The organism is Weissella confusa, assembly GCA_041871065.1.
Classification (GTDB): Bacteria; Bacillota; Bacilli; order Lactobacillales; family Lactobacillaceae; genus Weissella; species Weissella confusa_A.
Window position 1 is genome coordinate 1214448 of record CP168942.1, and the last position, 13956, is coordinate 1228403.

Here is a 13956-nt window from a genome sequence, read left to right on the forward strand (position 1 = left end):
TTACTCCTTATGCATTTTTGCATAAGATAAGTATACAGAAAAACGTCTGCTAAATGCAGACGTTCATAAAATGGTCATATTTTTACTTAGCTACGTTCGGCAGCCAAAGCAGCTTGCAAAATTGCCTCACCCTTCATCATGCCATAATCCATCATGTTGATGTCCACAACTGGATAGTCAGCCCCGTACTCTTCTTCATAACGGGCATGCATGTACTTTACTTGTGGTGCAATCATAATTACGATTGGTTGATCCTTTGCGATTTGGTCACGAGCGGCCATGTCTGCCACGCCTACCGTGGCAACGTCCAAGCCATCTTTTTCAGCTGCATCATTCATCTTATTTGCCAACATTGAAATTGACATTCCGGCCGCATCAACCAACACAATATGCTTCGTCATAATCATTACCCCAAATTCTTATCTTCTCTTATATTACTGCGCTAAAATGATAGCGCTCTCATTAATTAAATTGTAAATCACGCACAATTAATAAGCAAACAAAAAGAACTAACCCCGTTGCCAAAGTTAGTTCTTTCTTGTTTATTAGTGATACAAATCGAAGCGACCCTTCGATAGCACTTCCTTCATACCACCAGTTTCCATCAATGACTTGTTCATGATAACCTTCTTCAACATTGAAGCCGGGTATCCCTTCACCTCATGATCAGTGCCGACCACACCGATTGCACTGGTATTACCAATTGAGCAAACCGTTCCCAATGACTTGTAGCTAAACTCAGTCAACTCGTAATCAGTAATGTCCGCGATAACATTCTTAGCTGCAATTTCACCCATAACCAAGGCCAATTGGGCCGTCGTTGGCAAAAGTTGCTCACTCTCTGGATCAATCGCTGCGGCGACGTCACCAACCAAGTAAACATGACTATCTTCCGGATCTTGCAAGTAACGGTTCACTGAATTACGGTTTCGCTTGCCCGTGTAACCTGAATCAGCCATCACGTGTGAACCACGGACACCAGTCGTCCAGATAATCGTGCCAGCGACCACTTCACCTGGCACGCCTGTTTGACGGTCTGAGTACTTCAACACGCCTGGTTCAACGGAATCAATGCCCTTTCCAGACTCAATCACTGCGCCACGGCCACGCAAAACGTCAATACCGTAGTTAACCAACTTTTCTGAGAAGACACTCAATGGGCGTTGTGCACCGTCAACCGCCATAATTTGGATTTGATTTGGTGCCGCCCCCGCGATTTCAGCATACTTCTCGCGTTGCTCAGACAATGCCCCCAACAACTCAACACCCGTAAAGCCGGCCCCAGCTACTACGATGTGCAGGTGACGTGGATCATTGTCTTCACGGTATGCGTGCATCTCGTCTTCGATATGTTGATAAATACGTTGCGCTGATTCAACTGAATCCATTGCCAATGCGTTTTCTTGTACACCTGGAATACCGAAGTCCTCTGACTCGAATCCCAATCCTACAATCAAATAGTCATATGACAATGCTTCGTGGTTGGCCAATTCAACGCGACGTGCTTGCTTATCAATCTTTGTCACCGTGTCTTGTACAAAATACGTCATCTTATCATCAACCACATGGTCAATCGGATACGTAATTCGATCAGCATCTAACGCACCCGCTGCAACTTCATGCAAGTCAGTTGCTTCGTAGTGGTATGGGTTGCGATCAACTAGCGTAATCTCCAAAAATGAGGCGTCGCCACGCTTTTGCAAATGACGTAACGCCATCAAGCCAGCATAACCGGCCCCCAAAATGACAACTTTAGTCTTTTCCATCATATTATCCCCCAATAATATCAATTATTCTTACATGTAGAATACTGGCTAAATATGAATATTTTTAACATGAGCCCTTATACAACGTAAAAAAACGAGTCAAACGCAATTACGTCGACTCGTTAAAAGATTATTCAATTGAAAATGTTCGGAATGGGCGGTATTGACCCTTATCTTCATGCCACTCAAAGACTGATTTCACATCACCATCGTGGGTAATCACAATCTTCTCATCAACCGGTTCATGCACATTCTTTGGCAATCCGATACCATTCTTTACCTTTGCCCATTGTTCATCAGTGATTGCCACATGTGGATAATGAGCAACCGCGCTACCCAATGGTTGTAACCAAGCATCTACATTACCAGTTTCGTCCATCATCGCTTGGATGTGGGCCAAACTGTGGGCTTGTGACAAGTCGTAGCCACCCGCCTTTTGACGCGTCAATTGACTCATAACGGCTGGAACACCCAACGTCTTTCCCAAATCAACAGCCAACGTGCGGATATACGTTCCCTTTGAGACCTCAGCTACAAACGTAAACTTTTGTGTCCCGGTCTCGGCATCAGATGTCGTATCAGACGTACGCTCAAAACGATAGATTGTCGCATGGCGTTCTGGTCGTTCAACCGTTTCACCGGCACGTGCGTACTCATAAAGGCGCTTACCATTCACTTTAACTGCTGAAAACATTGGTGGAATTTGAATAATGTCACCAGTTAGCTTGGCCATTGCATCAGCAATTTCTTCATCGGTGAACGGACGCGTCAACGGTTGTGATTCAACCACTTCCCCGTCCAAGTCTTCTGTCGTTGTCGCAAAACCAAACGTCACTTCACCTGTATAGATTTTGCCTGATTCTTGCAAAAATTCGATCGTCTTCGTTGCCTTTCCCAAGGCGACTGGCAAAACACCGTCTACAGAGGGGTCAAGTGTACCCGCGTGTCCAATCTTCTTCATGTGCAAAATCTTGCGGAGCTTAAACACCACATCGTGTGACGTCATTCCCGTCTCTTTGTAAACTGGCAAAATACCATCCATGATTCAGTCCTCAATTCTCATTTAGTCTATCACAGCAGCTGTTGGTCTAAAACACCTGACTTCAGTCAGGAGTAAGACCAAAGACGCACCTGATAAGGGCGACTTGGTCACGTCGGAGGTCTAAGACCTCCGACATTCCCAGTCTGCTTTATGTATGAAAATAGCGACCCATCACAGGTCGCCATTCTCTAAATATTAGTCGTTTTGGTGCAATTGACGAATCAAATCATCAATCTTGTTACCATATTGGACAGATTCGTCCTTAACGAACTTCAATTCTGGCGTCTTGTAGATTTGCAAACGTGAACCCAATTCCTTACGAATCAAGCCAGTTGCAGCTTCCAAACCAGCAGCTGCCTTTTGATTAACAGATGCCAATTCAGACAAGACACTGTAGTAAATCTTTGCTTGTTGCAAGTCACCGGTAACTTCAACACCAGTAACCGTCACACCTTCAACACGTGGGTCGCGGATGCGCTTAAGCAACAAATCGTTCACTTCACGTTGGATTTCTTGTTCAAGACGTCCAACACGGAAATTTTGTTGTGCCATTCTTAGCTCTCCATTTCCTGAGGGAATTAGCGAGGAATCTCAACCATTTCGTAGGCTTCGATAACGTCACCAATCTTCTCGTCGTTGTAGTTTTCAATCGTCAAACCGAAGTCGTAACCGTTCTTAACTTCCTTAACGTCATCCTTAAAGCGACGCAATGAAGCCAACTTACCATCGTAGATAACGATACCATCACGGATCAAACGAACTGATGAGTTACGCGTAATCTTTCCTGACGTTACCATTCCACCAACGATCGTACCGATCTTTGAAACCTTGAACAATTCACGAACGTCAGCCGTACCAACGATTTCTTCGCGGAATTCTGGATCCAATTGACCCTTCATAGCAGCTTCGATTTCGTCGATAGCGTTATAGATAACGTTGTGCAAACGAATATCAACCTTGTCAGCATCAGCTTGTTGCTTAGCTTGTGGCGTAGGACGAACGTTAAATCCGATGATGATAGCACCAGATGCTTCAGCCAACGTTACGTCAGATTCGTTAATCGCACCAACGGCCGTGTGCAAGATATCAACCTTAACACCATCAACGTCGATCTTACGGAATGAACCAGCCAAAGCTTCAACAGAACCTTGCACGTCGGCCTTGATGATAACAGGCACTGACTTCATTTGCTTTTCAGCCATCTTGTTGAACAAGTCTGAAACTGAAACGACGTTGTTACGGTTACGCTCGGCGATCAAAGCACGCTTTGCACGCTCTTCACCAGCAGCACGAGCCGTCTTTTCGTCTTCAAAGACAACGAAACGGTCACCAGCTGATGGCACATCGTTCAAACCAGTAATTTCAACTGGTGTTGAAGGAACGGCTTCCTTAACACGACGACCGCGGTCGTTCGTCATCGTACGAACACGTCCGTAAGTGTTACCCACAACAATTGGGTCACCAACGCGCATCGTTCCTTGTTGAACCAAGACCGTAGCAATCGTTCCACGACCCTTGTCCAAACGAGCTTCGATAACTGAACCAGCGGCACGTTGGTCAGGGTTAGCTTGCAAGTCCATCACATCAGCCGTCAACAAGATCATCTCCAACAATTCGTCGATGTTTTGTCCAAACTTGGCTGAGATGTTAACGAAGATAGTGTCACCACCGTACTCTTCTGGAATCAACTCGTATTGCATCAATTGGTTGATAACGTTTTCTGGGTTTGCACCAGGCTTATCAATCTTGTTAACCGCAACGATGATTGGCGTTCCAGCAGCCTTGGCGTGGTTAATAGCTTCGATTGTTTGTGGCATAACACCGTCATCGGCAGCCACAACCAAGATCGTGATATCAGTGATATCAGCTCCACGCGCACGCATTGCCGTAAAGGCCGCGTGTCCAGGCGTGTCCAAGAACGTAATCACACGACCTTCATCAGTCTTAACTTGGTAAGCACCGATGTGTTGCGTGATTCCACCAGCTTCGCCTTCCGTAACGTGTGAGTTACGCAAGTAGTCAAGCAAGGTCGTCTTACCGTGGTCAACGTGTCCCATGATCGTAACGACTGGGGCGCGTGGTGCCAAGTTTTCAGTGTTCTCTTGCTCTTCTTCGAAGAACTTGTCGATGTCGGCGATGTCGACTTCAACCTTTTGCTCAGCTTCAATACCGTAATCGGCAGCCAAGATTTCGATTGTGTCAGCATCCAATGATTGGTTTTGGTTAACCATCACACCCAACATGAACAACTTCTTGATGATTTCCGTTGCATCACGGTGAATCAACTTAGCGATATCTTGTACGTTCATACCAACTGAGTAAACCAAAGTCTCTGGCAATGGTTGGTCCTTACGTACAGTAGGTGCTGGACGGTTCTCGTTGTTACGGTTACGTCCTGGCCCCTTCTTACCCTTCTTGTTGTTGCGGTTGTTACCGTTCCAGTTGTTGTTAGGGCGACCGTTGTTGTTACCACCGCGGTTGTTGTTGCGGTTGTTATTGCGGTTGTTATTGTTGTTACGGTTACCGCCTTGGTTACCGTTACCGTTGTTGTTTGAACGGTTTTGGTTACCTTGGTTGTTGTTACGGCTTTGGTTGTTACCACCGTTGTTTTGTGCAGCCTTAGGAGCAGCTTGCGCGTTTTGCGCAGGCTTCTTAGGTGCCTCAGCCTTCTTTTCGGCCTTTGGCGCTGGCTTAGCAGCTGGCTTTACAGCGTTCGTCAACGTCTTCACAGCGTTATCGTCAATCGTTGACATGTGGTTCTTAACGTCCATACCAGCCTTTTCAGCTGCTGACACCAAGTCCTTTGATGAAACATTCAATTCCTTCGCCAATTCGTAAATGCGCTTGGTCATGTGTCATCCTCCCTAGTTTTCTAGATATTCCCGCATCTTTTTAGCAAATCCGCGATCTGCAACAGCAATCACTGTTCGCGCTAATCCGGTTGCATCAGCTAATTCTTGACGTGTCAAAGCGGTTGTAAATGCCACGTTATAGCTGTTTGTCTTATCTGTAAATTTCTTCATGCTACTTTGACCACCATCGTTAGCAAAGAAAACCAAACTGGCTTTCCCGTTACGAATAGCACCAAGTACCATGTCCTCACCTGTCACTAGCTTACCAGCACGGCGCGCTAGGCCAAGGAGATTTAATAGCTTTTGCTTATTTTGCATCGCCGAACAATTCCTTACGTGCTGCTTGGTGATCAACGTAGGCAATCAACTCATCATAAAAGCTGTCATCTAGCTTCGTTTCAAACACACGGTCAAACGTGCGCTTCTTCTTAGCCATCTCAGCAACTTCTACTGACAATGAGATGTAGGCCCCGCGACCATTAGCACGGTTGGTTGGATCAAGCTCAACGTTACCCTCGGGGGTGCGTACGACGCGCACGAGTTCCTTCTTTGGTACCATTTCACCAGTCACGATGTCTTTTCGCATTGGAATCTTACGTGGCTTCATGAGCACACCTCCTTAGGCTTCGTCAGTTTCCTCGAAGTCGTCCGCAACATCAGCTTCAACAACTGGTGCGTTTGCGGCTTCTTCTTCGCGGTTCGCCATGTCAGCAATCACTGCATCGCGTTCGCTTTCAGGCTTGATGTCAATCTTGAAGCCTGTCAAACGTGCAGCCAAGCGAGCGTTTTGTCCACGCTTACCAATAGCCAATGACAATTGGTAATCAGGAACCAACACCGTAACGGCACGGTCGTTTGTTGGATCGAAGATAACTTCAACAACTTCAGCTGGGTTCAAAGCGTTCTTGATGAATTGGGCTGGATCTTCAGTCCATTCAACAATATCCATGTTCTCACCTGACAACTCGTTAACAACGGCTTGCACACGTGCACCACGTTGTCCAACCATCGTACCAACGGCATCCAAGTTGCTGTTGTGTGAGTAAACCGCAATCTTTGAACGATCACCAGCTTCACGGGCGATTGACTTAATCTCAACCGTTCCATCGAAGACTTCAGGCACTTCAGCTTCAAACAAACGCTTTACCAAGTCAGCGTGCGTACGTGACACAAAGACTTGAGGTCCACGTTGTTCGTTTTGAACTTGTGAAACCAAGACCTTGATCTTGTCACCCATACGGTACGTTTCGTTTGGCATTTGGTCGCCTTGCTTCATGGCAGCCTCTTGGTTACCTGGCAAAATGATGTACAAGAAGCGTGAGTCTTGACGCTCAACTTCTCCCGTAATGATTTCGTTCTCGTAACCGATGAACTTGTCATACACAACACCACGCTCAGCTTCGCGAACCTTTTGCATGATGATTTGCTTAGCTGTTTGTGCAGCCAAACGTCCGAAGTCAGCAGGCGTGACTTCGAAACGGATTTCATCACCGATTTCGTAAGCCTTGTTCAATTCCAAAGCTTCTTCCAACGTAATTTGCTCGTAAGGCTCGTCAATTTCTTCAACGACAGTCTTAACTGAGTAAACCTTGATGTTACCCTTCTTTTGATCGAATTGAACTTCAACGTTTTCTGATTCGTCATAGTTCTTTTCGTAGGCCTTCTTCAAAGCCTCTTCAATCGCTTCTACCAAGACTTCAGCCTTGATACCCTTTTCTTGCTCCAAAGCGTCAAGAGCTTGAACTAATTCCTTACTCATTTGGATTCTCCATATAAATTAGAAGTTATTTGCTTGACGTGCTTGTGCAATTGCAGCGCGTGGGACTTCGACTTCAGAATCATCATCCATCGTAATCGTCAACGTCTCATCTGAGACTGCCGTCAACTCACCAGCAAAGTCTTTCTTACCATCAATCTTTTGGTACGTCGAAACGCGAACCATTTTGTTCATTGCCCATTCGAAATCTTCAGGGGTGGTCAAAATGCGTTCTTGACTGATTGTTAGGTTAGCAGACTTGATGTCAGCGCGTGGCACCGCAATTGTCTTGCGCTTTCCCTTAACTGTGATTGCCAACGTCAATTCGTCGTCAGTCACCGCCGTTAATTCACCGTCAATTTCGTTTTGTCCGTCCATCGGTTGGTTTAACTTCACGTGAATATACTTCTCAAGGGCCCACTCGAAATCTTGTGGACGCTTAAGTTCACGTTCAGCACCAGGTGATGAGACATCCATTAGGTATGCCTCTGGGAATGGATCTGGTTCGATTTGGTCCAAACGTTCACCGATCAATTCAGTCAACATCACCAAATCGTCCATGTTAATTGCGCCATCAAGACGATCAACCAACACACGCAAGACCATATCTGAATCTTGCTTTTCATAAATCACGTCCCATAGGTCAAACCCGTGGTCTGCCAACTCAGGCGTGAGGACAGCTTGCACTGTTTCTACAACGTTTGCCATGTTTTCCCTCCCTTCGTTCCGTAAATCATCTATGTCAGAGGTAAAACCCTAAAAAAATGAGCGGCCAAGGAAATTCGTTCCTGGCCACTCAACTAAGAGCTTATTCATTAACAGTATCTACAATAACACTTTTATATGAAAAGTGCAACTGCAATACCATTAATTTGATGTCACTAGTTCATGCTTTTCTGTACGTTCAACCTGCTCGGTTTTATCAGAACGTGCTTCTGCCTTTTGAATAATCCAATAACCAACGAATGCAACAACTGCAGCTAACAAACTTAAAATGCTCATTACAAATGCCATCGTGATTACCCCCTTTGTCGCAAAAATCATCAACTAACTTTCAATCAATACAGTTATTATAGTCGATGCCTCGGCAACTGGGTGGATTTAGTTCCATATTTTACAAAAAACTCTTGATAAACCCTAGTTTCGTCATCAAGAATTGTGCTGCAACAGCCACCACACTCATACCAATTGAAATAGCTGAGAAAGTACGCGCTTTATCCGTCCAGATTGATGCATTTGGTAAATCTGAAATAGAACTAATCAAATCAGGCTTCTTAACCGCTTGCACTTGTGCTTGTGTTTGCGTCGCATTCACTGATACTGGTGTACTCTGTACAGACGAACCAGATGTTTGGTTCGTTGCAAGGTTTGTCTGATTGCCAGCGTTAGCTACTGAGCCAACCACTGACGCAATTGGCGTTGCAACAACTGGGGTTGATGTAGACACCACATTTGACGCCGTAACTGGCGTTGTGGTTGCAACTGAAGCAGCCTGTGCAATCACGTTCGGTGCCACACTGACACTCGTGTCCGACTTTTGCATCACTGGCTTGTTGATGTGTGACGCTTGCGATCCCTCACTTTTGGCCGTCACATCAGCGGGTGTTGCTGAAGTAGCTGGCACCAAATCCGCGATTGAAGCACCCGAGTGTGGTGCAACTGGCCCAACTGGTGCAACGATTGGTTGATTTGGCACAACGGCTGATGAACTCATGTACTGTGGTTCATTTGGTACCATCGCTGATGATGTCATATACTGTGGTTCATTTGGCACGACCGCCGATGACGTCATGTATACCGGCTCATTTGGCACGGTCGCTGATGATGTCATATATTGCGGTTCGTTCGGCACAACCGCTGATGACGTCACATATTGTGGCTCAGCCGGCACACTGTCAGTCCCAGTAACAACATCAGGCTGCGCAACCCCGGCCTGATCAACGTTTAGAGTGAAATGTGCCACTGATCCTGAAATGGCCGACAAATCCACATAGAACTTACCGTCATTTACACTATAAATGTAACCTTGGTCAGCCGTGATTGCTGAATTTGCGACTAGATTATCTGGCAACGGAATCAGACTCATGCCAGTCAAATCACCATCTTGATTCAAATATTCAATACTTGAACCACCATTTTCACCATTCGTTTGTGTCCATGTAACCGGGTTGCCAGCTTCATCAACCAAGTTAATCACAATTTCTTTAGGATTGTTCACCGCTTCTGTTTCTACACCAGAAGCATACGGTGATGCTGCAACTGGGTCAGTTTGCGTTGTAACCGTTACGCCAATCATCGATAAACTAGCAATTGTTACAAGTAGCAACTTTTTATTTCTCATGTTCATGTTAGACGCCCCTTTCGCCCTTATTTATCGAACTGTATAGCTGAGCGCCACAGCCTTAAAGACCCAAGCAACGACCAAAAATACCAATGGCAAGTTCGCTAACAACCCTTTTGTAAGTCCCCGCAGCAATACGGTGTACACAACTCGTGATACTGACAATAGAATGGCCGTCGTCAAAACAGCCAATGATAGCGTCATCCAGAATTGCGAATTAGGTTGTACAAACATGTCAAAAATGCTCGTCACAACGTACAGAACGATAATGCCCATTGTCTGGGTGCCCCTTCTGTCAACTTTCTCTTTTAGTGTCTTGCGATAATCTCCCTTACCAGGCACAACCACATTTGATGCCATTCTCTTACTCTTTCACTTCAGCGACAGTCGCCATTTGTTGCATTTGCTTAACAACCTGGCGATGCCAAACAACTACACGCACTACAACCAATAATGATGCAACTGCTAAACCAATAACCATCGTCCAAAAAACAGTCGGCAAGTGTGCAACGCGTGCTTCAAACATAGATGTTCGTTGCACCATCATACCTTGCGAAAGCCACGACTTTTTTGTCGCCAACTGTTGAATGGCTCCTGTATCAACTTGCCACGGTAAATGACTCGCATCCCACTCTGAAATGGCCTGAATTGGGCCTAAATTCACTGGGTACATCAAATCATTTTTGTCCTGCAAATTGTGTTGCAGACCCATCGCATGACCAATTTCGTGCGCTAATACGCTCGTTAGAAAGCTGTTTTCAGTCGCATATGATGTTAAGTCATAATCTTCCTGAATCCCCTTGGTGTGAATCACAATCTGCTTCACACCTTGCATATCAGCTGTTTCACCTAGCACATCAGCCGCAACCTGTTGCGTCTTACTGTTTCCTGTAATATTGTTTGCGTCGTCAAATGAAATCGTAATCGTTGTGACATTTGGTGTTGCTGTTGAACCTTTAAACATCTGCGGATCCTGCAAGGCAGTCGTCCACATCGTTTCAGCTTTGGTCACAGCCTTCGCCTCAGATACTGATGCATTCAATAATTGCACCTGAAAGCGCGGTGTTTCATCGGCCTTCACATTTTTGGGTGCACTCGTTAAAAGCATCATGACACCAATTATCGCTAATACACTCCGAAAGCAAAGCTTCGTTGTCTTTGCCATGTGACACTCTCTCCTCAATTATCTCTCACTCGTTTACACGGTTTCGAAACAATCAAAACGCATTATACGCGTCTATCCCGTTCCTATCGTACAAACTTTTTTCGTTTAGCGTAAAAAAATGAAGGGGTAACATAACCACAGCTACCACTTCAGTACCCTAACCGATAAAATTTCCCTTACTAAATGTCATTATAACAGTCTTTTGATAGATTTTTCAGAAAAACATCAAACTGTAAACTTTAAAGTCAACCTATATTTTTTAAAGAACGAACAAAAAATTGATAAGTCTACCAAAGCGCACCCTTAGTGTGACTCTCAAACACTTTAAACAATCACGACTATGCTAGAATGAAGGCATCAAAAACATTGGAGCCATTACTATGCAAACAGATCAACTTGTTTTAGCTGCAATCAATGTTGTACGACAAGCATTCGGCCACGGTCACTTCATCACCGATGCAGCAAACGCGACTGACGCGATTCACCAATATCTTGCATCTGCTGCCAGTGTGAATGACGATACAATCGCGATTGACGTTTATGAAGGCACAACGCAGCCCATCATCGTGTTCACTTACAACCACGATGCCCAAATCATTGCGGGTGAAACATGGACGTGGATTATGATGGACGAAGCAGTCATTTCTGAAGGCGTCCCTTTCCAACTCGTTAGTCCCGACACCGTCGACCGATTGCACCTACAACTTAATCAGCAACTAGCGCATTATGCTAAGTAAAGAAAACCCTGTAAGTTTGGATTCACACCAACTTACAGGGTTTTCTTCATATTAGATGCGGCACTATCATCTATATTTCTCAAGGAGTTCCATATCAAAGCCTTGCTCAAGTGCTTGAGAGTGTAGGAATTCTTTGATTTTGTCGTATTTACGTTTTGATTTTTCTTTTCTAATAAGTACTGACCTCACAACACTTTCAAACATGTTTAGCGGTTTTGCAATCTCAGAAAAGTCAGTAAACAATTCACTAGCTAATGCATAGTTTAACCGATCCATTTCGCTCATTTGAGGATTTTCCGCAAAAAGTCGTTTTAGATTCTCCACCTTTGTTTCCCCTTGGTCGAACGGCAATCTAATTTGCTTTTGAACGATTTGTTGCTGCTTGTGCCCATTCTTAGCTTTATTCAAAGGCAATTCAACAGATACGTTAGTCATTACAGATGACTCTTCAGTATCACTCGAACTGAAGTGAGCTGTTCGAAGTTTCTCTCTTGAGACATTCACAATTTGATTCAGTTCGTCAAGCGTATGACCCGAGTCTTCAACGATCTCCGCAATGGTTTTTGTGGCCTGTACACTGTTTTCGTTCAACAGTGCCGCCCCAATACTTGATGCATTCTGCCCTTTTTCTGCCCGTGCTTTTATTTTTTCCCACGTAAGATCAGCAATGCCGAGATAGTCATGACCACCAAAGTGCAGGCCCATCTCTTCAGACAAAGCCTGACCCTCAGCATTATTCAATTTCATTTCCTTAACCAAGCCGGAGAATGTCAGTAATGATTGCGTTTCATCTTCTTTATGAAATTTGCCTAACTTTTCACTGGCATTATCATCAATCTTCTCTGCAACGCCTTCCACCGCTGTCGTTTCACTCACATCATCAGCGATAAACTGATTTCTAAATAACGTTATCGCCAATAAACAACCCACTGCCACACAAACAACTAATACTATTATAAAAACCATCATAAATAAACTCACCCTTAATAGAAATCTAATTCCACATAACCATACTCCGATTTTATGTACTTTTTTCAAATTATCATTAAACAATCAGACAAACAAAAACGGACCGAATTACAACGATTCGGTCCGCATTTCACGCTATATTAAAACTTTGCATCAATAATCTTGGCACGTTGCAACTCAGCAACCGTGTGAGAGCCCGTTAATTGCATGACAATCTTAAGTTCTTCGGCCAAGTGCTCATAAACCGATTGGACACCAGCCGCCCCGCCTTGGTTCAATCCCCAAAGCATTGGACGACCGAGCGCCACGACATCAGCACCAAGCGCAATCGCCTTGGCAACGTCCTCCCCACGACGAATGCCAGAATCAAAGACGATTGGAACTCGATGGTTAACAGCCTTAGCAACAGCAGCCAACGTATCAATAGAAGCTGGTGCACCGTTCAACTCACGACCGCCGTGGTTTGATACCCAAATACCATCAGCGCCAGCAGCAATGGCAGCTAACGCATCATCAGGATCTTGAATACCCTTCACAAACACAGGCAGACCATTCGCCATCTGCTTAACCTTAGTTATGTCAGACAAGGCCAAATCCTGCTTAGCGCGTGCATAAATCTCAGCAATTCCCAGTCCTTCACCTGAACCAGCCGCATTTGAGAACGCAGCTAGATTTTCCATTGGCAATGGAAAGGCGAAGTTATTTATGATGTCCGCTTCACGATAACCACCCAATGTGGCATCGGCCGTCAAGATAATGGCCTTATAGCCATTCTTAACCGCTTCATCCAACAAATATTGGTTAAATTCGTCATCACGAGACATATAGAGTTGGAAAAACTTAGGTGTTTCAGGTGATGACGCAGCAACATCAGCAATGCGTGAGTTGCCATACGTTGACAAGCTGAAAATTGTACCAGCCGCACCAACGCCCTTGACCGTTACGCGTTCCCCGTTTTCATTCATCAAGCCGTGTGCAGCGATTGGCGCCGCAATCACAGGCATTGATAGTGGAATGTCCAATAATGTCGTTGATAGATCAGGTGCGCTAATGTTCTGTAGCATGCGCGGGATGAGTTGATAGTGGCGGAATGCCGTTTCATTGTCGTGCAAGACTTGTTCGTCGGATGATCCGCCGTCGACATAGCCGAAAGCACCCGCCTCAGTGTCACGTTGTACTGCTGCTCGCAAGCGTGGCAAATCGATGATGTTCAAAGCTTCTTCTTTCGTACTACCTTGATAAGCCATCTGTGATTACCTTCTTTAAACTAGATTGAATAAATGCAAATAAAAATTTACACATTTAGTATACCGCCCTAACTTTCAACT

At 45.0% G+C, this 13956-nt stretch carries 16 protein-coding genes; 1 reads left to right on the forward strand and 15 read right to left on the reverse strand.

Features of this window, described 5'->3' with window-relative positions:
- Positions 1-86: 86 nt before the first annotated feature.
- The 13 genes from ACAW68_05665 to ACAW68_05725 form a co-directional block, all read right to left on the reverse strand.
- On the reverse strand, positions 87-401 hold the full coding sequence (locus tag ACAW68_05665; protein XGA14984.1) for a PTS sugar transporter subunit IIB: 315 nt from the start codon (positions 399-401) through the stop codon (positions 87-89).
- A 144-nt stretch (positions 402-545) separates the two neighbouring features.
- Complete coding sequence (locus tag ACAW68_05670; GenBank protein XGA17006.1) at positions 546-1766, reverse strand: NAD(P)/FAD-dependent oxidoreductase; 1221 nt, start codon at positions 1764-1766, stop codon at positions 546-548.
- A gap of 130 nt (positions 1767-1896) precedes the next feature.
- Positions 1897-2808 carry a tRNA pseudouridine(55) synthase TruB gene (gene truB / locus ACAW68_05675; protein XGA14985.1) on the reverse strand — a complete coding sequence of 304 codons (912 nt, stop codon included), beginning with the start codon at positions 2806-2808 and terminating at the stop codon, positions 1897-1899.
- A 195-nt stretch (positions 2809-3003) separates the two neighbouring features.
- Positions 3004-3360 carry a 30S ribosome-binding factor RbfA gene (gene rbfA / locus ACAW68_05680; GenBank protein XGA14986.1) on the reverse strand — a complete coding sequence of 119 codons (357 nt, stop codon included), beginning with the start codon at positions 3358-3360 and terminating at the stop codon, positions 3004-3006.
- A 26-nt stretch (positions 3361-3386) separates the two neighbouring features.
- Complete coding sequence (gene infB, locus ACAW68_05685; GenBank protein XGA14987.1) at positions 3387-5660, reverse strand: translation initiation factor IF-2; 2274 nt, start codon at positions 5658-5660, stop codon at positions 3387-3389.
- 12 nt (positions 5661-5672) lie between these two features.
- The gene (locus tag ACAW68_05690; GenBank protein XGA14988.1) at positions 5673-5978 is read right to left on the reverse strand and encodes a YlxQ-related RNA-binding protein; all 306 of its coding nucleotides are present in this window, start codon (positions 5976-5978) and stop codon (positions 5673-5675) included.
- Positions 5968-6267 carry an RNase P modulator RnpM gene (gene rnpM / locus ACAW68_05695; protein XGA14989.1) on the reverse strand — a complete coding sequence of 100 codons (300 nt, stop codon included), beginning with the start codon at positions 6265-6267 and terminating at the stop codon, positions 5968-5970. Before rnpM ends, ACAW68_05690 begins: the two co-directional genes overlap by 11 nt.
- A gap of 12 nt (positions 6268-6279) precedes the next feature.
- Positions 6280-7419, reverse strand: a complete 1140-nt coding sequence (gene nusA, locus ACAW68_05700) for a transcription termination factor NusA (protein ID XGA14990.1) — start codon at positions 7417-7419, stop codon at positions 6280-6282.
- A gap of 18 nt (positions 7420-7437) precedes the next feature.
- The gene (locus tag ACAW68_05705) at positions 7438-8124 is read right to left on the reverse strand and encodes a ribosome assembly cofactor RimP (protein ID XGA14991.1); all 687 of its coding nucleotides are present in this window, start codon (positions 8122-8124) and stop codon (positions 7438-7440) included.
- A 159-nt stretch (positions 8125-8283) separates the two neighbouring features.
- Positions 8284-8430: a hypothetical protein gene (locus ACAW68_05710; GenBank protein XGA14992.1), complete on the reverse strand. Its 147-nt coding sequence runs from the start codon at positions 8428-8430 to the stop codon at positions 8284-8286.
- Positions 8431-8530: 100 nt separating this feature from the next.
- Complete coding sequence (locus ACAW68_05715; GenBank protein ID XGA14993.1) at positions 8531-9763, reverse strand: hypothetical protein; 1233 nt, start codon at positions 9761-9763, stop codon at positions 8531-8533.
- A gap of 24 nt (positions 9764-9787) precedes the next feature.
- Positions 9788-10117: a hypothetical protein gene (locus ACAW68_05720; protein XGA14994.1), complete on the reverse strand. Its 330-nt coding sequence runs from the start codon at positions 10115-10117 to the stop codon at positions 9788-9790.
- 4 nt (positions 10118-10121) lie between these two features.
- Entirely contained in the window at positions 10122-10922 is an 801-nt protein-coding gene (locus ACAW68_05725) for a matrixin family metalloprotease (protein ID XGA14995.1), read from the reverse strand.
- Between the two features lie 380 nt (positions 10923-11302).
- Here ACAW68_05725 and ACAW68_05730 point away from each other — a divergent pair, with 380 nt between their 5' ends.
- The gene (locus ACAW68_05730) at positions 11303-11659 is read left to right on the forward strand and encodes a hypothetical protein (protein XGA14996.1); all 357 of its coding nucleotides are present in this window, start codon (positions 11303-11305) and stop codon (positions 11657-11659) included.
- Between the two features lie 66 nt (positions 11660-11725).
- On the opposite strand, the gene ACAW68_05735 is transcribed toward ACAW68_05730, so the two are convergent.
- Together ACAW68_05735 and ACAW68_05740 are read right to left on the reverse strand one after the other, a co-directional pair.
- On the reverse strand, positions 11726-12628 hold the full coding sequence (locus tag ACAW68_05735; GenBank protein ID XGA14997.1) for a hypothetical protein: 903 nt from the start codon (positions 12626-12628) through the stop codon (positions 11726-11728).
- Positions 12629-12768: 140 nt separating this feature from the next.
- Complete coding sequence (locus ACAW68_05740; GenBank protein XGA14998.1) at positions 12769-13875, reverse strand: alpha-hydroxy-acid oxidizing protein; 1107 nt, start codon at positions 13873-13875, stop codon at positions 12769-12771.
- Between the last annotated feature and the right edge of the window lie 81 nt (positions 13876-13956).